Source organism: Glycomyces sp. NPDC047010 (assembly GCF_040644205.1).
Taxonomy (GTDB): Bacteria; Actinomycetota; Actinomycetes; order Mycobacteriales; family Micromonosporaceae; genus Glycomyces.
On record NZ_JBEYVY010000007.1, the window covers coordinates 289,872 to 314,601 of the forward strand.

Annotated in this window: 19 protein-coding genes and 1 pseudogene; 7 read left to right on the forward strand and 13 right to left on the reverse strand. The window is 71.9% G+C overall.

From position 1 onward, the window contains the following. Positions 1-12: 12 nt before the first annotated feature. The 7 genes from AB0A65_RS16600 to AB0A65_RS16630 all read right to left on the reverse strand — a co-directional run bounded on the left by AB0A65_RS16600 (position 13) and on the right by AB0A65_RS16630 (position 7,098). Complete coding sequence (locus AB0A65_RS16600) at positions 13-720, reverse strand: GntR family transcriptional regulator (protein WP_359952120.1); 708 nt, start codon at positions 718-720, stop codon at positions 13-15. Next, positions 717-1,409: an urea ABC transporter ATP-binding subunit UrtE gene (gene urtE / locus AB0A65_RS16605; protein WP_359952121.1), complete on the reverse strand. Its 693-nt coding sequence runs from the start codon at positions 1,407-1,409 to the stop codon at positions 717-719. Before urtE ends, AB0A65_RS16600 begins: the two co-directional genes overlap by 4 nt. Further along, positions 1,393-2,148, reverse strand: a complete 756-nt coding sequence (urtD, locus tag AB0A65_RS16610) for an urea ABC transporter ATP-binding protein UrtD (RefSeq protein ID WP_359952122.1) — start codon at positions 2,146-2,148, stop codon at positions 1,393-1,395. Before urtD ends, urtE begins: the two co-directional genes overlap by 17 nt. Then, a complete protein-coding gene (gene urtC, locus AB0A65_RS16615; RefSeq protein WP_359952123.1) occupies positions 2,145-3,212 on the reverse strand; it encodes an urea ABC transporter permease subunit UrtC in 1,068 nt (355 codons plus the stop codon). Before urtC ends, urtD begins: the two co-directional genes overlap by 4 nt. Continuing rightward, positions 3,209-4,093, reverse strand: coding sequence for an urea ABC transporter permease subunit UrtB (urtB, locus tag AB0A65_RS16620; protein ID WP_359952124.1), 885 nt, complete (start codon positions 4,091-4,093; stop codon positions 3,209-3,211). The genes urtC and urtB overlap by 4 nt, the downstream gene beginning before the upstream one ends. Before the next feature lie 26 nt (positions 4,094-4,119). Next, positions 4,120-5,391, reverse strand: coding sequence for an urea ABC transporter substrate-binding protein (gene urtA, locus AB0A65_RS16625; RefSeq protein ID WP_359952125.1), 1,272 nt, complete (start codon positions 5,389-5,391; stop codon positions 4,120-4,122). 258 nt (positions 5,392-5,649) lie between these two features. Beyond that, positions 5,650-7,098 (reverse strand): serine hydrolase domain-containing protein, encoded by a 1,449-nt coding sequence (locus AB0A65_RS16630; protein ID WP_359952126.1) that lies wholly within the window; start codon positions 7,096-7,098, stop codon positions 5,650-5,652. A gap of 85 nt (positions 7,099-7,183) precedes the next feature. Here AB0A65_RS16630 and AB0A65_RS16635 point away from each other — a divergent pair, with 85 nt between their 5' ends. Both AB0A65_RS16635 and AB0A65_RS16640 read left to right on the forward strand, forming a co-directional pair. Next, positions 7,184-7,804: a TetR/AcrR family transcriptional regulator gene (locus AB0A65_RS16635; protein ID WP_359952127.1), complete on the forward strand. Its 621-nt coding sequence runs from the start codon at positions 7,184-7,186 to the stop codon at positions 7,802-7,804. A 196-nt stretch (positions 7,805-8,000) separates the two neighbouring features. Beyond that, positions 8,001-9,029: a serine hydrolase domain-containing protein gene (locus tag AB0A65_RS16640; RefSeq protein ID WP_359952225.1), complete on the forward strand. Its 1,029-nt coding sequence runs from the start codon at positions 8,001-8,003 to the stop codon at positions 9,027-9,029. Between the two features lie 30 nt (positions 9,030-9,059). Here the strand turns inward: AB0A65_RS16640 and AB0A65_RS16645 are convergent. After that, positions 9,060-11,675, reverse strand: a pseudogene (locus AB0A65_RS16645) (AAA family ATPase); the annotation flags it as partial. A 78-nt stretch (positions 11,676-11,753) separates the two neighbouring features. Between AB0A65_RS16645 and AB0A65_RS16650 the strand changes: the two are divergent. From AB0A65_RS16650 to AB0A65_RS16660, 3 genes are read left to right on the forward strand one after another with little or no spacing between them, the layout of a single operon-like run. Further along, the gene (locus AB0A65_RS16650) at positions 11,754-12,722 is read left to right on the forward strand and encodes an ABC transporter ATP-binding protein (RefSeq protein WP_359952128.1); all 969 of its coding nucleotides are present in this window, start codon (positions 11,754-11,756) and stop codon (positions 12,720-12,722) included. Beyond that, positions 12,719-13,498 carry an ABC transporter permease gene (locus AB0A65_RS16655; protein ID WP_359952129.1) on the forward strand — a complete coding sequence of 260 codons (780 nt, stop codon included), beginning with the start codon at positions 12,719-12,721 and terminating at the stop codon, positions 13,496-13,498. Before AB0A65_RS16650 ends, AB0A65_RS16655 begins: the two co-directional genes overlap by 4 nt. Next, positions 13,495-14,286: an ABC transporter permease gene (locus tag AB0A65_RS16660; protein WP_359952130.1), complete on the forward strand. Its 792-nt coding sequence runs from the start codon at positions 13,495-13,497 to the stop codon at positions 14,284-14,286. Before AB0A65_RS16655 ends, AB0A65_RS16660 begins: the two co-directional genes overlap by 4 nt. On the opposite strand, the gene AB0A65_RS16665 is transcribed toward AB0A65_RS16660, so the two are convergent. The 5 genes from AB0A65_RS16665 to AB0A65_RS16685 form a co-directional block, all read right to left on the reverse strand. Next, positions 14,283-15,287 (reverse strand): LacI family DNA-binding transcriptional regulator, encoded by a 1,005-nt coding sequence (locus tag AB0A65_RS16665; RefSeq protein WP_359952131.1) that lies wholly within the window; start codon positions 15,285-15,287, stop codon positions 14,283-14,285. The two genes, AB0A65_RS16660 and AB0A65_RS16665, sit on opposite strands and share 4 nt — an antisense overlap. Before the next feature lie 25 nt (positions 15,288-15,312). Further along, complete coding sequence (locus AB0A65_RS16670) at positions 15,313-16,155, reverse strand: carbohydrate ABC transporter permease (RefSeq protein ID WP_359952132.1); 843 nt, start codon at positions 16,153-16,155, stop codon at positions 15,313-15,315. Then, entirely contained in the window at positions 16,152-17,048 is an 897-nt protein-coding gene (locus tag AB0A65_RS16675) for a sugar ABC transporter permease (protein ID WP_359952133.1), read from the reverse strand. The genes AB0A65_RS16670 and AB0A65_RS16675 overlap by 4 nt, the downstream gene beginning before the upstream one ends. Positions 17,049-17,122: 74 nt before the next feature. Further along, entirely contained in the window at positions 17,123-18,436 is a 1,314-nt protein-coding gene (locus AB0A65_RS16680) for an ABC transporter substrate-binding protein (RefSeq protein WP_359952134.1), read from the reverse strand. Between the two features lie 20 nt (positions 18,437-18,456). Next, entirely contained in the window at positions 18,457-20,541 is a 2,085-nt protein-coding gene (locus AB0A65_RS16685; protein WP_359952135.1) for a glycoside hydrolase family 36 protein, read from the reverse strand. 208 nt (positions 20,542-20,749) lie between these two features. On the opposite strand from AB0A65_RS16685, the gene AB0A65_RS16690 reads away from it, so the two are divergent. Both AB0A65_RS16690 and AB0A65_RS16695 read left to right on the forward strand, forming a co-directional pair. After that, on the forward strand, positions 20,750-23,431 hold the full coding sequence (locus AB0A65_RS16690) for a hypothetical protein (RefSeq protein WP_359952136.1): 2,682 nt from the start codon (positions 20,750-20,752) through the stop codon (positions 23,429-23,431). Between the two features lie 100 nt (positions 23,432-23,531). Next, complete coding sequence (locus tag AB0A65_RS16695) at positions 23,532-24,725, forward strand: MFS transporter (RefSeq protein WP_359952137.1); 1,194 nt, start codon at positions 23,532-23,534, stop codon at positions 24,723-24,725. Positions 24,726-24,730: the final 5 nt, after the last annotated feature.

A 24,730-nucleotide genomic window follows, 5' to 3' on the forward strand; every position in this document is an offset into this window, starting at 1 on the left:
GCTCTCAGAGGGCTAGGGCCGGACGGCGTTCGCGAGGTGGGCCCAGGTCAGGGCGGCCTCCGCGCGGCCGACCACGATGGACCGGGACGTCTCGATGTGGCGGGTGAGGATCGCGGTGGCCTCGCCGTAGCGGCCGTCGAGGGCGCCTTCGGCGATCGCGATGTGCTCGGCGATGGTCGACTCCATGCGCTCGGCCGTGAAGTAGTCGAACATCCGCGCCGGGCGGATGCGGTTGTTCACGACCTTCAGGGCCTCCGCGAGCTGCGGGTTCCCCGAGGACGCCAGGAGCGTCAGGTGGTACCGCTCGTCGGACTCCACGAACCCGGCGTCGGGCCCGGGCGGGGCGTCGCGCAGCCGGTACCAGCGGTCGAGCTCGGGGCCCAGGAGGTCCGGGTCGTGCTTGACGTCCGGGTCGGCGTCGGCGCGGGCGAGGCCGCGCAGTTCGAGGGTGAGGCGCACTTCGTACAGGTCGTTGAGCTGGTCGATGCGCGGCCGGTACGGGTACAGGCCGTCGACCTCGCGGGAGACCAGCCCATCGGCGGCGAGGCGGCTGAGCGCCTCGCGGACCGGCGTGCGGGAGACGCCGTAGTTCCCGGCGAGGCGCTCCTCGCCGAGGCGCTTGCCCGGCTCGTACCGGCCGTTCATGAGGTCGGCGCGCAGGGCCATGTACACGCGTTCGGCCAGGGGGCCTTCGGTTTCAGGGAGTGGCGAGAAGCTCATATGGACATGGCCTCCCGCACTCGCGTCTCGGCCTCGGTGCCGGTGGGGCCCGAGGAGGCGACGCGGCCGGAGCGGAGCACGTAGTAGCGGCTCGCGGCCTGGAGCGCGAAGCCGAGGTGCTGCTCCACGAGGAGCACCGACAGGCCGCCGCGCTTCGCGAGGTCCACGATGGTGGACTCGATCTCGGCGACCACGTTCGGCTGGATGCCCTCGGTGGGCTCGTCGAGGATGAGCAGGCGCGGCTCGGTGATGAGCGCGCGGGCGATGGCGAGCTGCTGGCGCTGGCCGCCCGAGAGCAGGCCGGCCTGGCGGCCCAGGAGCGGCCGGAGCGCGGGGAACAGGTCCAGCTGCGCGTCGATGAGCGCCCGGCCCCGCCTGCGCCCGTCCGCGACGAGGCGCAGGTTCTCCCCCGCGGTGAGGTGCGCGAAGCACTGCTGCCCCTGGGGGACGTAGGCCATGCCCGCCTTGACGCGCTTGTTCGCGGCCTTCCCGGTCATGTTGACACCGTCAAGTTCGATGGTGCCGCGCATCGCGGGCAGGAGGCCCACGACCGCGCGCAGCAGCGTGGTCTTCCCGGCCCCGTTGTGGCCCATCACGGAGACGACCTCGTCGGGGCCGATCTCCAGGTCCACGCCGTGGACGACCGCCGAGCGGCCGTACCCGCAGGTGAGGTCATGCAGTCGCAGCATCGGCGCTCTCCTTCGCGGTGCCGAGGTAGACCTCCTGGACGCGGGGGTCGTCGGAGACCTCGTCGACGGTGCCGGTGGCGAGCACGGCCCCGGCGTGGAGAACGGTGACGCGGGAGGCGAACGCCCGCATGAAGTCCATGTCGTGCTCGACCACGGCGACGGCCCGGTCGGCGGCGATGTCGTGGAGGAGCAGGCCGGTCGTCTCGCGCTCGTCGTGGCCCATCCCGGCGATCGGCTCGTCGAGGAGGAGCACGTCGGCGTCGCCGACGAGGAGCATCCCGATCTCCAGCCACTGCTTCTGGCCGTGCGCGAGGATGCCCGCGGGCGTGTCGGCCTTGTCCTTGAGGCCGATGCGCTCCATGGTGTCGACCACGTGCTGCGGCAGGTGCCTGCGGCGGCGCAGCAGCGTCCACGGCGAGCGCCCGGCCCCGGCGGCGATGTCGAGGTTCTGGGCGACCGTGAGGTTCTCGAAGACCGTGGCGGTCTGGAAGGTCCGGCCGATCCCCTTGCGGGCGATGTGGTGGACCTTCCTGCCGCGCAGCTCCTCGCCGTCCTTGACGACCGAGCCGGTGTACTTCGCGAGGCCGGTGATGGCGTCCACGAGGGTGGTCTTCCCGGCGCCGTTGGGGCCGATGAGGAAGTGCACCTCCCCCCGGTGGAGTTCGAGGTCCACGCCCGCGACGGCCTTGAACCCGTCGAACGCGACTTCGATGTGCTTGCAGCTCAATGCGGCGTTCATGCGGCGGCCTCCACTGGTTTGCGCTGGAACCGTTTGGCGACGGCGGCGATCGAGGCGATCCCGCCGGGGAGCAGGGCGATGACGAGGACGAACAGGAGCCCCTGGGCGTAGGTCCACGCCGACGGGAACTGCTCGGACAGGGCGGTCTGGGCCCACGCGACCGCGAGCGCGCCGACCACGGGCCCGGCGAGGCTGGCTCGGCCGCCGATGGCGACGCCGAGGAGGAACATGATCGAGGGGACGATCCCGATGCTCGCCGGGGAGATGATGCCGACGATCGGCACGAACACGGCGCCCGCAACGGATGCGAAGAGGGCGGCGACGGCGTAGGCGACGACCTTGACGTTCGCGGCGTCGTAGCCGAGGAACCGGACGCGCTCTTCGGCGTCGCGCACGGCCACGAGGAGCTCGCCGTAGCGGGAGCGCCTGAGCTGCAAGGCGACCGCGAGGACCACGAGGAGGACCCCGGCGGCGATGAAGTAGAGCATCCGCTGGTTGACCGGGTCGGCGAGCGTGAACCCGAAGAAGTACCGGAACCGGCTGAGGCCGTTGAACCCCCCGAGGGACTGCTGTCCGATGAGGAGGATCGCGAACGCCCCGGCGAGGGCCTGGGAGAGGATCGCGAAGTAGGCGCCCTTGACGCGGCGTTTGAAGACCGCGAGGCCCAGGAGCACCGCGAACGCGGTCGGGAGGACGAGGATCATCGCGATGGTGAACGCGGGCGAGGAGAACGGGACCCAGTAGGCGGGGAGTTCGCGGATGCCCGCGAGCTCCATGAAGTCGGGGACGGCGCCGGGGCCGCCGCGGAACTCGGCGTCGGCCATCTTCAGGTGCATGGCCATGAGGTAGGCGCCCATGCCGAAGAACACGCCCTGCCCGAGGGTGAGCATCCCGCCGCGGCCCCACGCGAGGCCGATGCCGACGGCGACGACGGCGTAGCACAGGAACTGGGCGAGCAGGCCGAGCCGGAAGCCCGACAGGAGCAGGGGCGCGAGGCCGAAGAGGACGAGCGCGGCGGCGGCGAAGCCGGTCCAGGTGCCGAGGCGCGATTGGAAGAACTTCATGCGAGGCTCCTGGTTCGCAGCGTGAACAGGCCCTGCGGGCGCAGTTGCAGGAAGACGACGATGACGATGAAGACGCCGACCTTCGCGAGCGACGCCGTCGAGTACGTCTCGAACACCGCCTGCATCGCGCCGAGCGCGACCGCGGCGACCACCGCGCCCTTGACGCGGCCCAGGCCGCCCGCGACGACCACGAGGAACGCGTCCACGAGGTACGACTGGCCGGTGGTGGGGCTGGTGGACCCGATGAGCGTCAGGGCGACCCCGGCGACTCCGGCGAGGCCGGAGCCGATGAAGAACGTCGCGGCGTCCACGGTGCGGGAGGAGATCCCGGCGGTCTCGGCGAGGTCGCGGTTGCCCACGACGGCGCGGATGCGCCGCCCGGCGGGCGTGAACCGCAGGACCAGGGCGACGGCGGTGACCGAGAGGACCGCCAGCGCCATGATGAACAGGCGGGTCTTGGGGACGGTGACGCCGAGGAGGTCGACGCCGCCGCGCAGGGCCTCGGGCACGGTGACGTTCACCGCGGGCGCCCCGAAGACGTCGCGGGCGGCCTGCTGGAGGATCAGGCCGACGCCGAAGGTGACCAGGAGCGTGTCGAGCGGCCGGTGGTAGAGGCGCCGCAGGAGCAGCGCCTCCAGGACCAGGCCCATGGCGCCGCCGACGAGGAAGCCGACGGGGAGGGCGATCAGGAGGGAGGCGCCGGCGTCCCCGACGACCTGCTGCACGACGTACGCGGTGTAGCAGCCGGCCATGATGAACTCGCCGTGCGCCATGTTGACGACGCCCATCTGGCCGAAGGTGAGCGAGAGGCCCAGCGCTGCGAGGAGCAGGATCGAGCCGGTGCTCAGGCCGGTGAAGAGCTGTCCTACGAGGAGGTCCACGGTGTCTCCTTCCTGATCGCCGTCGGCTACTCGGTCACCGCGAGGTCGGCGGCCCAGTCGTAGCCGTCGAGGAACGGGTCGGGCTCGATGGCGCCCTCGGACTCCCAGACGGTGTAGAGGAGGCCGTCGGCGTCGATGCGGCCGATGCGGGCGGTCTTGGTGACGTGGTGGTTGTCGCCGTCGATGACGACGGTCCCTTCAGGGGAGTCGAAGGAGACGCCGTCGGCGGCGGCCTGCACGTCCTCCACGGCGAAGGACCCGGCCTTCTCGACGGTGGCGGCCCACAGGTGCACGGAGTTGTAGGCGGCCTCCATGGGGTCGGAGGTGACGCGGTCGGCGCCGTACTCGGTCTTGAACGCCTCGACGAACGCGTTGTTCGCGGGCGAGTCGACGGTCTGGTAGTAGTTCCAGGCGGCGAGCTGGCCTTCGATGTTCTCGACGCCGATGCCGCCGACCTCCTCTTCGGCGATGGAGACGCTCATGACAGGCATCTGGTCGGCGGTGAGGCCGACGTTGGCGTACTCGCGGAAGAACGCGACGTTCGAGTCGCCGTTGAGGGTGTTGAACACGGCGTCGGCGTCGGCGGCCTTGACCTGGTTGATGATCGTGGAGAACTCGGTGGATCCGAGGGTCACGTAGTCCTCGCCGAGGACCTCGATGCCGTGGGCCTCGGCGTAGGCGTTGATGATCGCGTTGGCGGTGCGGGGGAAGACGTAGTCGGAGCCGACCAGGTAGATCGATTTGACGCCGGTCTCGGCGAGGTAGTCGAGCGCGGGGATGATCTGCTGGTTCGTGGTGGCGCCGGTGTAGAAGATGTTCTCGGACGCTTCGAGGCCCTCGTACTGGACGGGGTAGTACAGGAGCGAGTCGTTGTCCTCGAAGACCGGGAGCATGGCCTTGCGGGAGGCGGAGGTCCAGCCGCCGAAGACCGCGGCGACGCAGTCCTCGCGGATGAGCTTCTCGGCCTTCTCGGCGAACACGGTCGGCTCGGACGCGCCGTCCTCGGCGACGATCTCGATCTGCTTGCCCTGCACGCCTCCTGCGGCGTTGACCTCGTCCACGGCGAGGGTGATCGCGTCGCGGACGGTGGTCTCGGAGATCGCCATGGTGCCGGACAGGGAGTTGAGGGCGCCGACCTTGACGGTGTCGCCGGAGGTGTCCACGCAGGACTCGGCGGCGGCGGTCTCCTCCCCCGCGCGGGAGCCGCACGCGGCGGTGGCGACGAGGCCGGTGAGGGCGGCGGTGGCGGCGAGGGTGCGGGCGAGGTGCCGGGCTTTGGGCTTGAAGCGGAGTGGCATGTGCAGAGGACCTTTCGCAGAGGAGCGTCCCGGGACTGAGGGGTGCCGGGTCTGCAAGGGGATCGCCGCTGGTCGCGGCGGTGTACGGGTGCGTATACAGCGTCGTATCCGCTCTGGGTACAAGCTATGGGCGCGATGTTTCGCCGCCGTTCACATTGCGCACGGTCGTATGAACTCTCATTGCCCGCTTGTAAAGAAGCGCGCACAACGAAAAGCGCCGCCGGAGAGTGGATCTCCGGCGGCGCTCGGTCCTGTCGTCTATTCGGCCTGGCTGCGGCGCAGTAGGACCGCTCCGGCCCAGACGCGGACCGCGGCCGCGATGAGCGCGGCGGTGCCGAGGGCGGTGAACAGCCATGCGACGTCGGGCATCATCCCGAAGAACGCGGCCCGGCTCGGCGCCAGGCCCGGGACGAGCGCGAAGGACACGTACGCGGTCGCGAACGCGGCGAGGACCCAGCAGGCCATGCCGGTGATGACGAGGGAGCGGTTCACCTTGCGGGCCTTGCCGAGGCGCAGGAACGTGAGGAACACCGTGGCGACGGCCGCGAGGGTCAGCGCGCACAGCCCCGCGAGCAGCGACGGGTACAGCAGGTCCGACTCGGGCTCGACCGGCTCGCCCCCGGCGAGCATCCGGGCGGCGCCGAGCATCGTGCCGATGAGCTGGCCGTCCTGGAAGTAGCCGTACCGGTTCTGCACGACGACGACGGCCCGGTCGAGCTCGGGCAGGAGGATCACGCCCGCGGAGAACCCGGGGGCGCCGCCGGTGTGCCACACGGTGGTCGCACCGAGGTCGGCGTTGCGGCCGTCGACCCGCCAGCCCAGGCCGTAGTCGACGGTGTCGCTGAATTCGACGGCGGCCGTGTGGGTCTCGGCCACCGACTCGGGGGTGAGGATCGCGGACTCGCCGAGCTGGTCGGCGGCGAACGCGGTGAGGTCCTGGATGTTCCCGCCGAGGTAGCCGTAGGCGGGGCCGGTCTGGTCGTAGCGGGTCTTCACGGGCACCGGCTGCCCGAAGGCGACGGCGTGGCCGCGGGGGACGTCCGCGGCGCCTTCGACGTCGGTGACCGCGCCGGTCATGCCGAGCGGGTCGAGGACCGCTTCGTGCAGGTACTCCTCGTAGGACATCCCGGTGACGGCCTCCACGACGGCCCCGACGACGACGTAGTTGGCGCTGGCGTATTCGAGGGTCTCGCCGGGGTCGGTGAACGGCTCGACGCCGGCGAGGTCGGCGACGGCGTCGCCGTAGGGGTCGTCGTGGTGCTCGAACCGGTCGGTGATCCCGGTGCCCTCGGGGATGCCGGTGGTCTGCTGGAGGAGGTCCCGCACGGTGATGCGGTCGGAGCGGTCCTTGTCGGCGAGGGTGAAGTCCGGGAGGTAGGTGGTCACCGGCTCATCGAGGTCGATCAGGCCGTCCTCCACGAGGGTCATGACGGCGGCCGAGGTGACGGGCTTGGCGACCGACCCCCACAGGAAGGGGGTCCCGAGGTCGACCGGGTCGCCGGAACCGTCGGTGCCCCAAGCGTAAGAGTGAGACTCCCCATTGAGGTCGATGATCGAGTAGGCGGCTCCGGGGACGCCGGTCTCCTCGAAGCGCTGTTCAAGGTACTCGGAGACCTCGGAGTAGGGCTGCTCTTCGACATCGGTCTGCGGCAGCGGGATCAGCGGGGTGAACGCCGCGAGTGAAGCGGCAAGGACGGGGAGGTGCATGTGCGTTCCCTGGGTGTCGGGGGTCCTGGCGATAACCATACGCCGGTATGGCAACGAGATAACCATACATCGGTATGATTATCGGGTGCCGAGGACCGCAGACCACGATCTCCGCCGCGCCCAGATGGCCGCGGCGGTGCACCGACTCATCGCCCACGACGGCCTCGACGCGGCCACGATGTCGGCCGTCGCCCGCGAGGCCGGGTTCTCGGTCGGCCTGGTGCAGCACTACTTCGCCTCCAAGGACGACCTCCTCCTCTTCGCCTACGAGCGCCTCACCGCCGACCTCCTCACCCGCGTCGCCGCCCGCACCGCCGACGGCGAGGCCGCCGGCCACTCCATCCGCGCCATCATGCTCGACTGCCTCGCCGAGCTCCTCCCCCTCGACCCCGCCCGCCGCGGCGAGCACCGCGTCTCCCGCGCCTTCCAGGCCCGCGCCATGGACAACCCCACCGCCGCCGAAGTCGCCGCAGCCACCGCCGCCGTCCTCAGAACCCGCGTGGCACAGGGCATCGCGAACGGCAAGGAATGCGGCGAGACCGACCCGACCACCGACCCCGACCTCGCCGCCACCGAACTCACCGCCCTCGTCGACGGCCTCGCCGACCTCGTCTACCGAGACCCGACCCGAGCCACCACAGCCGGAGCCATCCTCGCCACCCGCCTGGCGGAACTCCTCCCGGGCCGCTGCCGCCACTACGACTGACGCGGTGGTGCAGGGGGTACCACCGCACGGGGGGTTCACAGGATCGATCGGAACCGCTGCGGTGCATACGGTTTCAGGTATGACAACGATCTTCTCCGCCGCAGTCCTGGCGATCGGCCTCGCCGTCGCCCCCGCCGTCCACTCCCCCGAGCCGGAGCTCGACACCGAGGCCCTCGAAGCCGCGCTGGACGAGTTCATGAGCGCGGGCGACCAGTCCGCGGTCGTCGAGGTGCGCGCCGGGGACGAGGTGTGGGCCGAGGCGGCGGGGCCGCGGAGCTTCAAGCCGTGGGCCGGTGATGTGGCGACCGACGACCGGATCCGCCTCGGGAGCGTCACGAAGTCGATGACGGCGGCCGTGCTGCTCCAGCTCGACGGCGAGGGCGCGATCGACCTGGACGAGCAGCTCGACGCGTACCTGCCGGGCCTGCTCCCCTACGACGAGCAGCCCACCGTCAGGGAGCTGATGCAGCACCGGGGCGGCGTGCCCGACTACCTGCCGCACCTGTACGCGTCGGTGTTCGAGAGCGGCGACATGACCGACTTCTACGCGAACTACCGCACGTACTACAGCCCCGAGGAGCTCGTCGAGATCGGCGTCCAGGGCCCGCGCCCGACCGGCTTCGCCTACTCCAACACCGGGTACGCGGCCCTCGGGATGCTCATCGAGGAGGTCACCGGGAACCCGCTCGGCGAGGAGATGGAGGCGCGGATCTTCGCGCCCGCCGGGCTCTCCGACACCTACTTCGCCGACCCGCGCGGCTCCGGCGTCCGCGGCCCGCACCCGGTCCCCTACCTGAGCACCGGCGACGAGTCCCGTCCCTATGTGGACACGTCGAAGCTCTCCAGCAGCCAGCTCTGGGCCGCAGGCGCCGCCGTCTCGACCATGCACGACCTCAACGACTTCTACGACGCCCTGGCCGACGGCACCCTCCTCACCCCGGCCCAGCTCGCCGAGGCCACCGACTTCCAGGAGACCGGCAAGAGCTTCGACTACGGGCTGGGCCTCTTCGGCATCACCATCGATTGCGACGGCGGCCCGGAGGTGTTCTTCGGCCACGACGGCGACAGCCTCGGCCACGAGACCCAGTCGTTCCACTCCCTCGACGGCGACCGCCAGATCTCCCTGGCCTGGAACGCCGCCGACCGCCACGGCTACCACGACGGCGACGCCTTCGACGCGGCCACGGACAACCTGATCCGCACCGCGCTCTGCGCCGACGCGTAAGGCGCGCTTGAGGTGCCGGGCGACGAGTTCGGTGCGGCTGGCGGTGCCGGTCTTGGCGAGCAGGCGCGACATGTGGACCTCCACGGTGCGCTGCGAGATGCCGAGGGCGGCCGCGATCCGGCGGTTCGAGTCGCCGCGCGCGGCGGCGGCGAGGACTTCGGACTCGCGGGCGGTGAGGACCGGTTCGTCCGCGAGGGTTTTCACGAGGGCCTCGGCGGCGTCGCGCGCGTCGCCGGGCCAGCGCTCCAGGAGCGCGACGGCCTTGCGCGCGTGGGCGACCGCGGTGTCGCGGTCGCGGCTCGCTTCGGCGGCGAGGCGGTGGGCGATGCTGGACGCGGCGGGCAGGCGGTTCGCGGCCGCGGCGTCGGCGAGCGCGAGGACCCCGTCCCGGTCACCCGCGGCGGCCCGGACGGCCATCCAGAACAGGGCCGCGTCCGGGCCCGCGGTCGGGGCGGGGACGGTGCCGAGGCAGTCGGTCAGGAACCGCTGCGCCGCATCGAATCCGATCGCGGGGAGCGCGAGCCGGGCGGTTTCGATGACGCGGCCTTCGCGGCGGCGGTGCAGTTCGGGCGGGACGGCGTCGCGGTAGGCGTGCACGGCGGCCTCGATCTCGGGGCGGCGGCCGCGGCGCGCGGCGAGGGCCACCGCGAGCCAGTGCGGGTAGGTGACGACCCAGCCCTGGTCCATGCCCGCGACGAGGTCGAGGCCCTCGCGGCAGAGGCGTTCGGCCGCTTCGAGGTCGCCGCGTTCGACGGCGAGGAGCCCGGCCTTCGCGGCGAGGACGGCGTGCTCGTGCGGGTCGGGTTCCTCGCGGGCGCGGGCGCTGAGGAGGTTCCAGGCGCGGGCGAGGTCGCCGAAGCGCATCGCGGCGTCCGCGCCGACGCGCGTGATCTTCCCGCCCCATGAGGCCATGCCGAGGTCGCCGACGGCGGCCACGGCGCGGTCGAACAGCCGCCACGCCTGGGCCTCGGGGAGGTCCGAGAGGTGGACGGCCAGGAGGTTGTTCACGGCGCGGCTGAGTTTGCGCAGGTCCCCCGCCGCTTCTGCTTCGCGCCACACGTCGGTGAGGAGCCGGACCGCGGCCTCGGTGTCGCCGAGGTAGTAGAGGGCGGTGGCGCGGCTGATGGCGGCCGAGCGGCGCTGGACGTCGAGGCCGTGCGCCGCGAAGAGCGGTTCGGCCGCGTCGCAGAGTGCGGGGATCGGCTCGTACTGCTCGGAGCGGACGTAGGCCATGGCGCGTCCGGTGGCGCAGCGGGCCGCCTCGACGCTGCCAGGGGCCGCGAGCGCTTCGGCCGCTTCGAGGTTGCGCCACTGGTCCTGGATGCGCCCCTGGTGCCAGTCCACTTCGGCGAGGTGCAGGTGCGCGATGCAGCGCGCGGCGTCGTCGCCGGTGGCGGCGAGGTGCCCGAAGTGGACGCGGGCGGCGTCGTGGTCTCCCGCGAGAAGCGCGGCGCGGGCGGCGGTGGCGCGCAGGCCCTCGTGGCCGGGGGCGAGTTCGAGGGCGTCTTCGGCGGTGCGCTGCGCGGACTCGGTGTGCCAGTCGGCGAGCTGACGGGCGGCGGTGCGGTCGGCGGCCGCGACCGCCAGGTCCGTGTCGCCGAGGGCGCGGGCGTGGACGGCGATCGCGGGGTCGTCGCCGCGGGCCAGCGCGGCGTCGAGGGCCGCGGTGTGGACGGCGGCGGCTTCGGCGGGGAGCGCGGTGGCGGCGAACGCCTCCCGCATGAGCGCGTGCGGGAAGTGCAGGTCGGGGCCGTCGTGGTGGAGGACGCCCGCGGCGGTGAGCTGCGGGAGGGCGCGGTCGAGGGGGCTGAGGACGGCGGCGGCGACGTCGACGGGGGTGCGCTCGCCGAGGAGGGCGAGGCCGCGGGCGAGCTTCCAGGCGTCCTCGTCGGCTCCGGCGAGGCGGGCGCGCACGAGTGAGGCGAGGCGTCCGGGGAGGGGCGCGGTGGGGGCTCCGGCGGCGGCGAGCTCCTTGACCCAGAAGGGATTGCCGCCGGTGCGGCGGTGGACGGCGCGGGCGTGCGGCACGTCGCGGCCGAGGAGTGCACTGGTCTCGGCGACGGTGAAGGGCCGCAGAGGGATCGTGTCGGCGGTGCGCGCGGCGGCGAGCCGGGCGAGCGTGCGGGCGGCCGCCGCAGGGTGGCGTGCCTCTTCGGGTGGGCGGGTGGCGGTGAGGAGGAGGACGGGGAGGTCCCAGGCGGCGGCGAGTTCGGCCCAAAGGGCGAGGCTCTCGGGGTCGAGCCAGTGGAGGTCGTCGGCGGCGAGAAGCGCGGGGCCGTCGCCGACGAGGCGGCGGAGGGCGCGGACGGCGCCGCGCAGGAGCGCGCCGTCGGGGAGCGGCGCGGGCGTGTCGGCGGGCTCCTGGTGCAGGGCCCGCCACAGGCGCTCGTCGGTGCCGTCGGGGGGTTCGGTCTCGGCGGTGGCGGCGGCGAACCAGTCGTGGGGTGCGGCGGCGTCGGCGCGGGCGGTGCCGACGAGGAGGAGCGGCGGGGCGAGGGCGGCGGCGGCTTCGCGCAGGAGCCGGGTCTTGCCGATGCCCGCTTCGCCGACGAGGGTGACGGCGGCGGGGCCCTCGCCTGCGGTGACCGAGTCCCAGGCCGCGGTGATGCGCGCGAGCTCGGCGTCGCGGGCGATGAGCGGGGGCATGGGGCCAAGGCTAGCGGGGCGGGCGCGTACGTGGAATCACGTATTGCGGCGCCCCGATGGAGGCGCGAGGCTGTTGCCATGAGCATCAACGGAAACGACCCGGCGGTCGAGGTGCGGGGCCTGGTCCGCGACTTCGCCGTGAAAGGCGGGCCGCCGCGGCGGGCCCTGGACGACTTCGACCTGACCGTCGCGCCCGGGGAGGTCCACGGCCTGCTGGGCCCGAACGGGGCGGGCAAGACGACCCTGTGCAAGATCCTCTCAACGGTGCTCCTGCCGACGGCGGGGACGGCGCGCGTGCAGGGCCTCGAAGTCGTCGCCGACGCCAAGCGGGTGCGGCCGCTCCTGGGCATCGTGTTCGGCGGCGAGCGCGGCCTGTACGCGCGGATGACGGCGGCGCAGAACCTGCGGTTCTGGGCCGCGCTGTACGGGCACGGCCGCCGCGAAGGGCGGCGGCGCGCCGCAGAGCTGCTGGAGCGGGTGGGCCTGGCGCCGCGCGCCGATGAAGCGGTCGAGACGTTCTCGCGGGGCATGAAGCAGCGGCTGCACCTGGCGCGCGGGCTCGTCGGGGACCCGCGGGTGCTGCTGCTGGACGAGCCGACCGTGGGCATGGACCCCGTGTCGGCGCACGAGTTCCGCGACCTGGTGGAGGACCTGCGGGCCGAGGGCCGCGCGGTGCTGCTCACGACGCACGACATGGCCGAGGCCGAGGCGCTGTGCGACCGGGTGTCGTTCATCGACGGCGGGCGGCTGCTGCGGTGCGAGGACCCGCGGGTCCTCGGGGAGCTCCTGTCGCGGCACGAGCGGGTCCGGGCTTCGGGCGTGCCCGACGCGCTGGTGGAGCGGCTCGCTCAACTGCCCGGCGTGGAGCGGGTCCGGGCGACCGGGCCGGGCGCGGTCCTGGTCGAGACCGATCGCGGCGGGGCGGCGCTTCCGGTGCTGCGGACGCTCGTGGAGGCGGGCGTGACCGACGTGTCGACCGCGCCGCCGAGCCTCGAAGAGGTGTACCTGCACCTCATCGGGGACCGCGGGATGGCGGTGCGGCCGTGAGGAACTCCTCCCCCGCGTTCTGGGCGGCGGCCCGGTTCCAGCTCGGCGAGTTCCGGCGCGACCCCGGGACGCTCCTCATGCTCGTCACCGCCCCGTTCTTCGCGGTGATCCTGCTGTCGGTCACCGAGCACGGCGGCCGGGCCGACCTGGCGCCGTACGCGATCCTCGCGCCCGCAGTGATGGCCTCGATCGGCATGGCGGTCATGGAGGCCGGCGAGACGATCTTCCGCGACCGCACCGCCGGGGTCCTCGAAGCGATCCTGACGACACCCGCGCCGCTGGCAATCGTCCTGCTGGGGCGGATCGCGGCGATCACGGTGGTGAGCCTGGCCGGGATCGCGGAGTGCTGGCTGGTCGGCGCGCTCGGGTTCGGCGTGGTCGTGGACGTGGCGCACCCGCTGGTGTTCGCGCTGACGCTGGCTGCGACGGCCGCGGGGATCGCGGCGACCGGGGTGCTCATGGCCGCGGTGTTCGTAGTCGGGCGGAACGTGCGGAGCTTCCAGAACTCCCTGACGTTCCCGCTGTACCTGCTCGGCGGCGCGATGGTCCCGGTGGCGATGCTGCCGTCGGGGTTCGAGGCGCTCTCGCGCGTGTTCTTCCTGTCGTGGGCGACGGACCTGCTCCGCGACAGCCTCGCACCCGACCCGGTGGCGGCCTTCTGGCCGCGCCTGGCCGCGGTGCTCGGCCTGGCCGCCGCGACGTTCGCGGCCGGGTCCTGGCTCTCGCACCGCCTCGTGCGGCGCGTCCGGCGCAACGGGACGGTGGGGTTCGCGTGAACGCGATCGCGGTACTGCGGCAGACGATGTGGTCCGGCTGGACCGACCTGCGGATCGTCTACACGCCCACGACGTGGGCGTTCGGCTGGATGGTGCGGGTCCTGTGCCAGGTGGTCTTCTACTCGACGCTCGGCGCGCTCCTGGGCGACCCCGAGCGGACCCGCTTCCTCCTCGTCGGCGCGGCGGTCTTCATCGCCGTCAACGAGACCATGATGGCCTCGGCGTCGACCACCTGGGAGCGCGGCAGCGGCACGCTGTCGCTCCTGGCGGCGGCCCCGGCGGGCATGGTCGTGGTCCTCGCCGCCCGCAGCTGGTTCTGGATCGCGTCCGGGACGCTCTCCGCTTCGATCGCGCTCCTGGCGCTGGCCCCGTTCTTCGGTGTGCGCCTGGGATTCGGCGACTCGCTCGCGGCGGTGGCGCTGATCCTGCTGACGGCGCTGACGAACTACGCGGTCGGCCTGTGCTGCGGGAGCCTGTCGCTGCGCTTCCACCGGCTGCGCAACGTCTTCTCCAACATCACGCTCCTGACGATGACCGCCGTCTGCGGCGTCATGGTCCCGACGTCCTTCTGGCCGATCGGCGTCCAGTGGTTCGCCGCGGTCTTCCCTGCGGCCCACGGCCTGGAGGCGGTCCGCCTCGCCATAACCGACGCCGCCCCGACCGCGGTCCTCGCCGAAGCGGCCCTCGCAGTTGGGACCTCCGCGGCCTGGCTCGCCCTCGCGGCCGCGTCCCTCTGGTGGTTCCAGACCAATGCCAGAAGAACCGGATCGATCGACTTCGGCGACTAGCCCGCGGGACGCGGAGCGGCGGTGCTCTGGCGGAGGATGAGTTTGGGGCGTTCGGTGGAGTAGCGGCGGTCGTCGGTGCCGTTGATGGTGTTGAGGAGGAGTTGGAAGCCGCGGCGGCCGAGGGTGGCGAAGTCCTGCTTGGCGGTGGTGAGGGGCGGGCTCCAGAGTTCGGCGAGGGGGTTGTCGTCGAAGCCGGCGACGGAGATGTCGTCGGGGATGCGCAGGCCCGCTTCGGTGATGCCCCGCATGACGCCCATGGCGATCTCGTCGTTGCCGCAGAACACGGCGGTGACGCCGGGGTCGGCGGCGAGGTCTCTGCCGATCGCTATGCCGCTCTTGGGGTCCCAGGTCGCGTCCACTGCCGCGGGGATCGCCGCGCCCGCTCGGCGCAGGGCGCGGCGCCAGCCGGTGGTGCGGCCGTCCACTTTGCGGGACGGCGGGACGCGCACGTGGTGGACCGTCTTGTGGCCCAGGCCGAGGAGGTAGTCGGTGAGCTCCTCGGCGGCGGCCGCTTCGTCCAGGACCGCCTGGGCCGTGTTGGGTTCGCGGACGCCGGAGAGGGCGACGACCGGGAGGTGGTCGGGGATCTTGCCGAGGGCCGCGACGCCGGGCGGGTCGAACTTGAGGACCGCGACGCCCGCGAGGGCTTGGGTGAGCGTCGCCTCGATGGCCTGGTCGACCTCGTCGGCGGCCTCCACCACCGTGATCATCACCGTGTAGCCCTCGGCGCGGGCGGCGATCTCGATGCCGCGGATCGTCTCCGCGTAGCCGTAGCGGGAGGTGTTCCCGGCGATGATCGCGATGGTCTGCGGCTTGCGGGAGACGAGGGCGCGGGCCGCGGCGCTGGGGCGGTAGCCGAGGGCCGCGATGGCGGCCTCGACCTGCTCGCGTTTGGCCGGGCTCACCCGTGCGGCGCCCGTGAGGACGCGCGAGACGGTCGGGACGGAGACGCCCGCGCGGGCGGCCACGTCCGAGATCGTCGGGTTCCCGGCCCTGTTCATGTCACCGCCCCGCTCGTGCCCTGCTTCATTTCACCGCTCCGCTGGTGATGCCGGAGATGATCCTGCGCTGGGCGACCATGAACGTGATCAGCAGCGGCAGGCTCATGAGGATGATATAGGCGAAGATCAGGTGCCAGTTCTGGAGATACAGCCCGGCGCTCGCGACCTGGTAGAGGTTGAGCGGGAGGGTGTCGATGCGGCCGCCGATCACGAAGAGCGCGTAGAAGACGTCGTTCCAGATGTACAGGCAGATGAGGATCGTCGCGGTGGCGAGGACGGGCCGCAGGAGCGGCAGGATGATGCGGATGAACACGCGCACCGGCCCGGCGCCGTCCACGCGGGCGGCCTCTTCGAGTTCGACCGGGATGGTGCGCACGAAGCCGGTGACGAAGAAGATCACCGTGGACAGGTACATGCCCATGTAGACGCCGATCATGCCGAGTGCGGTCCCGGCGAGGCCGAGCTGGCGCAGCAGGAGCACGATCGTGACGACGGCGGGCGGCAGCACGATCCCTGAGATGCCGAGGGCGTAGATCGCGGCCGAGAGACGGCCACCGCGGCGGCCGAGGATCCAGGCGGCCATCGAGCCGAGGACGAGGACGCCGACCACGGCGGGGACCATCACGAGGAGGCTCCCGAAGAACGCCGAGAGCATCCGGCCGTCGTTGAACACGGTCGCGAAGTTCTCCCACAGGTGCCACTGCGTGGGCGCGGACAGGTTCGGGTCCAGGGCCTCGCCCTGGTCCTTCCCGGCGGTGGCGACGACGAGCCAGAACGGGACGCCGAGGACGGCCGCGGCGACGAGGATCGCGGCGATCGGCTGGCCGAGGCGGCGCTTTGGGGCGCGGCGGGCAGGCAGGGCGGTCACAGGACGTCCTCTCGCTTGCGGAGGTACCGGATCACGGGGAACGCGAGGATCGCGACCATGAGGAACAGGACCAGGCTCATGGTGGTGGCCTGCGCGAACAAGCCCTGCCCGAAGGTCCGGAAGATGAAGATGTTCAGCAGCTCGGTGGTCCCGCCGGGGCCGCCCTCGGTGGTGGCCTGGACGATGTCGAAGCCGTTCATGGAGCCGAGGAGCGCGGTCGCGACGTTGAACGTCACCGCGGGCGCCAGCAGCGGGAACCTGATGGAGCGGAACATGGTCCAGCGGCTCGCGCCGTCGAGGCGGGCCGCCTCCAGGACGTCCTCGTTGATGGTCTTGAGCCCGGCGAGGTAGATGAGCATCGACAGGCCCATCCACTTCCAGGCGTGGACGATCGCGACGACCACGATCGTCCAGGTCGTGGAGCCGAGCCACGCGATCGACACGTCCGAGCCGGTGAGCCAGCCGAGGATGCCGTTGAGCGCCCCGTCGGGCTTGAGGAGCGCTTGGAAGATGTAGCCGACCGCCAGCGCGGACATGACCACGGGGATGAAGAACGCGACGCGCACGGCCCGGTTGACGGCGGTGTCGCGTTCGAGCAGCAGCGCGAGGGCGAGTCCGAAGAGGTTCTGGAAGACGGCGACGAGGACCGCGTAGACCAGGGTGACCTTGAGGGAGTTGAGGAGCGTCCCGTTGGAGAACAGCGAGACGAAGTTGTCGGTCCCGGCGAAGTTGATGGCGCTCTTGAAGCTCGACCAGTCCGTGAACGCGTACACGAAGTTGAACAGGGTCGGGACGAAGAAGAACACGACCAGGACGAGCAGGGCCGGGATCAGGAACCACAGCGGGTGGTCGCGGTGCCGGGAGCGCGGGGCTCCGAGGGCGTTCGTACTCAATGGCTTGCCTTTCAGAAGCACTGCCGAGGTGCGGGGGCGCCGGCCATGCCTGCCGGCGCCCCCTGGGGCGCGGTCTAGAAGCCCTCGGCGCCTTGGGCCTTGGCCAGTTCGGCGAACTGGGCCTGGGTGGCCTCGGCGACCTCGGTCGGCGTCTTGGTGCCCTGGATCATGTCGGCCAGGTAGATGTACAGGTCCGGGTTGGCGATGGCGAGGGCCTGCATGGACCCGGTGGAGTCGCCGACGGCGTCGGAGACGGACAGGAGCGCGTCGGGGACGTCGGCGGGCGTGTCGACTCCGGGCTGGAGGGAGACGGTGGACTGGGCGTTCACGAAGTCGCCGTAGCCGTCGCCGAGCCAGTAGGACAGGAGCTGGCGGGCCGCGGACTCCTGGTCGGCGTCGCCGGTCTTGAAGGCGACGAGCGCGTTGGACTGGTCGGGGATGAACGTGCCGGTGTTCCCGGACGGGGAGATCGGGAAGAAGCCGATCTTCTCGTTCAGCTCGGGGGTGTCGGCGAGGGACTGGAGCTGGCCGAAGAAGGAGTTGACCTGCATGACCATGGCGGCGTCGCCCGCGAGGAGGGCGGCGCCCTGGTCCTCGAAGGTGGCGGTCTTGATGTCGGCGTTGAACAGGCCCTCGTCGATCAGGGCCTTGTACTCGTCGATGGCGCCCTGGATGGTCGGGTCGGTGAAGGCTTCCTCACCGGCGTTGACGCGGTCCCAGAGGCCGTCGGCGGCGGCGTCGGCGAGCTGGACCTGGACCCACCACTGGGTGGCCCAGCGGTCGGCGCCCATCTCGTAGAAGGGGGTGGTGCCGTCGGCCTTGAGGTCGCGGGCGAGCTGGATGAAGGAGTCCCAGTCGGTCGGGAGGTCGGTGACGCCGTTGGCGGCGAAGACCTCCTTGTTGTAGTAGACGCCTTCGACGGCGGGGGTGGTGACCAGGGCGGCGTACCGGGTGTCGTTCAGGATGCCGGTGATGTCGCGCAGCGCGGGGTCGTAGGAGTCGAGCCAGGGGGCGCCTTCCAGGGACTGGAGGTTCTGGGTGGCGTTGAGCGCGGTGAGCTGGGAGGCGGTGGGCTGCCAGAACGCGAGGTCGGGGGTGTCGCCGGTGGCGACCTTGGTCTGGACGCCCTGCTCGTAGGGGTCGGGGATGGTGACCACGTCGACCTTGGCGCCGGTGAGCTCCTCGAAGCCCGCGATGACGCTGTCGGGCACGGTGTTGGAGTTCTGGGCGGCCCAGATGGTGAGGGTGGTGCCGGTCAGGTCGGCGTCCTGGGCGGGCCACTCGGCGGGTCCGGCGTCGGTGTCGCCGGCGCCGGGGTCGGAGCACCCGGCGAGGGCCACGGCGGCGGCCGCGGCCAGCGCGAGTGTGCTGCGGAACCTGTTCTTCATTGAATCGCTCCTTGTTGCGGTTACTTCGAGGTGGTGAGGCGCAGGGTGCGGGCCCCGACGGGGGCGCCGTCGCCGCGCACGGTGAGGGTGCCGGTGGCGGCGTCCCATTCGGTCTTCCATTCGGGCAGGGCCGCGGGGAAGACGGTGGTGACGCGGACGTCGTGTCCGGCGAGGTGGGGGAAGTGCAGTTCGGTGGCGGCGGGGCCGCCGCGGCGCCAGACGGAGACGAGGTCGCCGTCGGGGCCGGTGAGGGCGAGGGCGGTCCAGGGGTCGGTCCAGCCGGGGAGGCCGGCGGGCCAGTGGGGGGTGGCGGCGGCGATGCCGGCGCGGAGGGTCTTGGCGGCGGTGATGGCCTCGGCGACGACGGCGCGCTGGGCGTCGGTCATCTCGTTGAGGTGGCCGGAGACGTAGTAGCGGCCGAGGAGGCCGGTGACGAGGCAGAACGCGGCCTCCTCCTCGTCCATGCCGGGCTGGGGGTAGGCCCAGCTGGCGGCCTGCTCGGGGAGGAGGGAGATCGGCGCGGCGGCGGCGATCGGAGGGTACTTGGTGAACTCCTGCTGGTCGGAGGTGGACTGCATGGCGAGGCGGGAGAGGACGGCGAAGTCCATGCGCATGGCGCCGGAGGAGCAGTTCTCGACGACGAGGCCGGGGTGGCGGTCGAGGACGCCGTCGAGCCAGTCGAGGTGGGCGCGGTTGTGGCCCAGGAGGCCGTCGCCGACGCTGTCGGCGTCGCGGTCGGTGCCGGGGCCGGGGTTGATGTTGTAGTCGAACTTGAAGAAGCCGATGCCGAACTCCTCGACGAGGCGGTCGACGACGCCGTTGAGGTGGCTGACGGCCGCGGGGTGGCGCAGGTCGAGGTGGTAGCGGTCGTGCTCGGCGATGCGCTGGCCGTGGCGCTGGAGGAACGCTTCGGGCGGGAGGCGGTCGGCCATGGGGCTGTGGACGCCGATGACCTCGGGTTCGAGCCAGAGGCCGGGGACCATGCCGGCGTCGCGGATGGCGTCGATGACTTCGCCGAGGCCGCCGGGGAAGCGGGTGGTGGAGGGGCGCCATTCGCCGACGGAGGGCCACCAGTCGCCGGAGTCGTCGTACCAGCCGGCGTCGATGCAGAAGATCTCGGCGCCGACGTCGGCGGCGGCCTTGATGAGTGGGAGGAGCTTCTCGGTGGTGGGGTCGCCGTTGAGGGTGTTCATGTAGTCGTTGAAGACGACGGGCATGGCGGCGTTGTCGGGGTGGGGGCGGCGGGCGGCGCGGCGGAACGCGGTGAGGGCGGCGACGGCGCCGGTGAAGTCGGTCCCGGCGGTGACGGTGGCGGGGACGGTGGTGAAGGACTCGTCGGGGCGCAGGACGCGGGTCCAGGCGGCGTCGGTGTCGGTGGGTCCGGCGAGGCTGAAGTAGCCGCCGTCGAGGTCTTCGCCGAGTTCCCAGCGCCAGGGGCCGTTGTGCTCGATCTGCCAGGCGAGGGCGAGGCCGTCGGTCTCGAGTCCGGCGACGGGGAGGTGGTGGCCGGTGGACCAGGTGCCGTCGGAGGTCGCGGACCAGTGGCCGCGGGGGTTCTGGCGTCCGGCGAGGTCGGTGGAGAGGCGCGGGAAGTCGGTGCCGCGCAGGGGGGTGCGGGTCCAGCGGCCTTCGCCGAACCAGTCGCTGACGCCGGTGACGCGGGACCAGGCGGCGAAGTCGTCGTCGCCGGGGCGGGTGAAGCCCATGGTCCAGGTGGCGACGGAGCGCAGGACGAGGGTGGTGTCGCCGGTGGCGGTGACGGTGGTGCGGGCGCGCACGGCGCCTTCCGCGGCGTCCAGGAGTTCGATCGCGGTGGCGGTCGCGATGCCGTCGGCGGCCTGGGTGAGGGTGAGGACGCGGCCGGTGGCGGTGCGGGTCTCGGTGTGGGAGACGTGGCGCAGGCGGGCGCCCAGCTCGGTGTGGACGAGGCGGTCGGCGGCGGGGCGGTGCCCGGCAGCGGCGGTGACGATCTCGACGAGCGGGAGCGCGTGGACGTCGGTCGCCGCGGTGTCGCGGACGATCCCGGTGACGCGCACCGGGGCGTCCTCGCCCCACTCGAAGCGGAGTGCGAACCGGCTACTGCCCCAGATGAACTGCTCGGCCACGATGCCCCTGTTCCGTCGGTGTGGACCCGGCGGCCGGGAGCCGACCGCCTGATATCGATTTCACTCGGAACCGTAACGCGTCCTGATATCGATTTCAAATCTTGTCTTGAAATCGTTATCAGGATTCGGTACGGTCGGGGCCGTCAGTCGAAGATCGACCCCCGTCAATGACGACAATGAGAAGAGGATCGACACGATGAGGAGACCGATGGCAACTGTCGCCGCCGCAGCGGTCGCCGCCACAGCCGTGACCGGCTTGAGCAGCGCAACCGCCGAAGCCGCCGAGACCGAAGTGCTGGCGGTGGACTTCGCCGAGCGCACGGGCGAGTTCCGCGGCGGCGCCTCGGGCACGCTCTACGGGTTCGGCGACGAAGGCGCCCCCACCCAGGCCGTCATCAACGGCGCCCACATCACCAACTCGTCGCAGAAGGCCCCCTACGGCACCCAGCACCCCTCGGGCGACGCGATCAAGATCGAGGACGGGTTCTTCGACAAGCACGGCGAGGACCTGTACATCTACGTGCAGGACTACTACCCCGAGTGGCCCTACAACAGCGGCAGGCGCCCCGGCGACGACCGCACCTACGACCAGGCGACCGGCACCTACACCGAGGAGCCCAACGGCGTCTGGGACTTCCTGGAGGTCACCGAGTTCGTGGCCGAGGCCGTCGCCACCGACTCCGACCGCCCCCAGGACTACGTCTTCATCCCCTACAACGAGCCCGACGGCGGCAACTGGTACCCCGACTGGGCGAACCAGAAGGACCAGTTCCTCGCCGACTGGCAGGCCACGTACGACAAGATCCAGGAGGTCTGGGAGCGCCACGGCCTCGGCCACGCCCGCATCGGCGGCCCCGGCGACACCCGCTGGCAGCCCGAGCGCAGCGAAGACATCCTCCGCTTCGCCAAGGACAACGGTTCGCTCCCGGACATCTTCATCTGGCACGAGCTCGGCATTAACAACCTGGCGACGTACCGGCAGAACTTCGCCGACTACCGGGCCCTGGAGCAGGAGCTCGGGATCGACCCGATCCCGGTCAACATCACCGAGTACGGGATGCTCCGCGACATGGGCGTCCCCGGCCAGTTGATCCAGTGGTTCGCGATGTTCGAGGACACGAAGGTCGACGCGCAGGTCGCGTACTGGAACTACGCGGGGAACCTCTCCGACAACTCGGCCCGCCCCAACGGCGCGAACGCCGGGTGGTGGATGTTCAAGTGGTACGGCGACCTCGAAGGCGCCGAGACCGTGGCCGTCACCCCGCCGGAGCTGAACGCCGTGGACACCCTCCAGGGCATCGGCGCGATCGACGAGGCCAACAAGCGCGCCACGGTCCTGTTCGGCGGCACCGGCTCCGACGTGACCCTGGACCTCAGCGGCCTCGACAGGTCGATCTTCGGGAGCAAGGTCGACATCGAGGTCCGCGAGACCACGCTCAACGGCGCCGAGGGCCTCACGGACACCCCGCGGGTCGTCAAGGCCCTCAACGGGGTCAACCTCAGCGGCGGCGCGCTGAACCTGGACGTGCCGGTGTACGACCGGTACGCCGGGTACCAGGTGGTCATCACCCCGGACGGCGCCCGCGACGTCGAGGCCGCGGCCGCGGCGCAGCCGTGGACCGCCTCGGCCGAGGCCGAGCACCTGGACCTCACCGACGCCACCGTGTACACCCAGGACCCGCAGGCCAACGGCGGCTGGAAGTTCCTCGCCTCCGGCGGCCAGGACGTGGGCTCGTTCAACAAGGCGACCTCGCGCGCCGAATGGACCGTCGAGGTCCCCGAAGACGGGACCTACCGGCTCCAGGTCGTCGGCGGCGCACCCGGCGTCCCCGGCCGCCACGCGCTGTTCGTCGACGACGCCGCCTCCGGCACGATCCAGTACGCCGCGGACCTCGCGCTCAACGCGAACAGCCGCTGGCAGTACCGCGGCAGTGCCGAGGTCCTGGTGGACCTCACCGCCGGTGAGCACCTCCTCTCCATCCGCTCCAGTGAGGACGGCGCAACCGTACTCCCGAACTCCGACATCACCCTGGACAAGGTCTCGCTGACCTCGGTCGCGAACGAGTCCGCGGTGTACCCGGCCTCCACGTTCCGCCTCGAAGACGGCGCGGCCCTCAATTGGGCCGGCGGGAACGACCGCGGCTCGGCGAAGCTCCAGGGCGACGCCCGTGCCGACCTGTACGCGAACGCGATGGAGACCGGCTACTACGACGTCGCCGTCGACTGGTCCTCCACTAAGGCGTCCTCGGTCGAACTCGTCGTCAACGGCGAGCCGACCGCGGAACTGGCGGCCAACCGCAAGGGCAAGTGGCGCTCCACCGCCACCGTGCACCTCGTCGAGGGGATCAACGAGATCGAGCTCCGCTCCCCCGACGGCGCCACCGTCCAGTCGCTGACCACCGTGCGCGACCGGGCCGCCGACGACGCGGCCGTCTCGATCGAGGCCGAGGACGCCGTCCTGCTGGGCTCGGCCGCGGTCACGGACCTCGCCGAGTCGACCGGGTCGAACGCCTCCGGCATGGCCTACGTCGGCTGGGTCGGCAACGGCGCGGGCAACGCGGTCGAACTCCCCCGCGACGGCTTCGCCGCGCCCGGCGACTACGACGTCACCGTGTACTACGCGAACGCCGAGCTCTCGGGCGACCACGACTACAACCCGCAGGTCGTGGACCGGCTCCTCCAGGCGACCGAGGGCGGCGAGGAGGTCGGCCACGCGTACTTCCGCTACACGTACTCGTGGGACAGCTTCTCGCAGCGGTCCCTGTCGGTCACGCTCGCGACCGCGGACCAGCCCCTGCGGCTCGGCAACCCCGACGCGTGGGCCCCGAACCTGGACCGGATCGTGATCTCCCCCAGGGTGATCGGCGACCCGACCACCGCCAGGCGGTAATCGGGACGGGCCCCGGCGATCCGCCGGGGCCCGCTTCCGTATGACCCCGGCCACGCGACCTTGACCCTGACATAGGTGTCAAGGTTGGAGGCTTCCGGTCATGACCGCAACCCACGTCGCACCGACACCCGCCCGGCAGACCCTGCCGGTCGTGCCCCTCCTGGCCCTCGCCACCGCCGCGTTCATGGCGATCCTCACCGAGGCGCTCCCGGCCGGAGTCCTCCCCGAGATGGCCGCCGACCTGCGCGTCAGCGAGGCCGCGGCCGGGCAGACCCTCACCGTCTACGCCATCGCCACCGGCGTCTCCGCGATCCCGGTCATGGCCGCCACCGCCGCCTGGCACCGGCGCAGGCTCCTGCTCGCCGCGGCCCTGACGTTCGCCGTCGCGAACCTCGTCACCGCCGTCTCCGAGTCCTACGCGCTGACCATGGTCCTGCGCCTCGCCGCGGGCGTCGCCGCCGCCGTCGTGTGGGCCGAACTCGTCGCCTACGCCCGCAGGCTCGCCCCGCCGCACCTCCAGGGCCGCGCCATCGCGTTCACCATGGCGGGCGTGCCGCTCGCGCTCTCCCTCGGCATCCCCCTGGGCACCTTCCTCGGCGACCTCCTCGGATGGCGCCTCACGTTCGGCCTCGTCGCCGCCGTCTCCGCGCTCCTGGCGATCTGGATCCGCGCCTCCGTCCCCGAGTTCCCCGGCCAGAAGGCCGGGAGGCGCGAGCCGATCCTCGCCGCGCTCAAGCTCCCCGGGGTCGTCCCGGTCCTGTTCACCGTCGCGGCCTACGTGCTCGCGCACAACATCCTGTACACGTACATCGCGACCTTCCTGGACGCCAACGGCATGAACGCCCGGCGCGAGACCGTCCTGCTGGTCTTCGGCATCGCCTCTGCGGTGAGCATCGTCGTCACCGGCGCGCTCGTGGACCGGCGCCTGCGGGTCCTCACCATCGCCAGCGCGGGCCTCTTCCTCGTCGCCGCGGCGGCCCTGACGGTCTGGGCCGACGAGCCCGCGCCCCTCTTCGTCGCGGTGGTCCTCTGGGGCCTGGGCTGGGGCGGCGTCCCGACGCTCCTCCAGACCGCCGTCAACGACGCGGGCGGCGACCGCGGCCAGGCGCTCCTGGTGACCACCTGGAACTCCTCGATGGCCGCAGGTGGCGCGGCGGGCGGCCTCATGCTCGCCCTCCTCGGCCCGGCCTCGTTCCCGTGGGGCGTCCTGGTGCTCATGGCCCCCGTCGCGGCCGTGGTGATCGGCGCGAAGGCGCACGGGTTCCCCGCGAGGCGCCCCGGCGCGGACGAGTGAGGGAC

Bases quoted from the DNA above. Each gene is read 5' to 3' on its own strand.
- AB0A65_RS16600 (WP_359952120.1), bottom strand. From the start codon at position 720: ATGAGCTTCTCGCCACTCCCTGAAACCGAAGGCCCCCTGGCCGAACGC.
- urtE (WP_359952121.1), bottom strand. From the start codon at position 1,409: ATGCTGCGACTGCATGACCTCACCTGCGGGTACGGCCGCTCGGCGGTC.
- urtD (WP_359952122.1), bottom strand. From the start codon at position 2,148: ATGAACGCCGCATTGAGCTGCAAGCACATCGAAGTCGCGTTCGACGGG.
- urtC (WP_359952123.1), bottom strand. From the start codon at position 3,212: ATGAAGTTCTTCCAATCGCGCCTCGGCACCTGGACCGGCTTCGCCGCC.
- urtA (WP_359952125.1), bottom strand. From the start codon at position 5,391: ATGCCACTCCGCTTCAAGCCCAAAGCCCGGCACCTCGCCCGCACCCTC.
- AB0A65_RS16630 (WP_359952126.1), bottom strand. From the start codon at position 7,098: ATGCACCTCCCCGTCCTTGCCGCTTCACTCGCGGCGTTCACCCCGCTG.
- AB0A65_RS16640 (WP_359952225.1), top strand. From the start codon at position 8,001: ATGAGCGCGGGCGACCAGTCCGCGGTCGTCGAGGTGCGCGCCGGGGAC.
- AB0A65_RS16650 (WP_359952128.1), top strand. From the start codon at position 11,754: ATGAGCATCAACGGAAACGACCCGGCGGTCGAGGTGCGGGGCCTGGTC.
- AB0A65_RS16665 (WP_359952131.1), bottom strand. From the start codon at position 15,287: ATGAACAGGGCCGGGAACCCGACGATCTCGGACGTGGCCGCCCGCGCG.
- AB0A65_RS16680 (WP_359952134.1), bottom strand. From the start codon at position 18,436: ATGAAGAACAGGTTCCGCAGCACACTCGCGCTGGCCGCGGCCGCCGCC.
- AB0A65_RS16690 (WP_359952136.1), top strand. From the start codon at position 20,750: ATGGCAACTGTCGCCGCCGCAGCGGTCGCCGCCACAGCCGTGACCGGC.
- AB0A65_RS16695 (WP_359952137.1), top strand. From the start codon at position 23,532: ATGACCGCAACCCACGTCGCACCGACACCCGCCCGGCAGACCCTGCCG.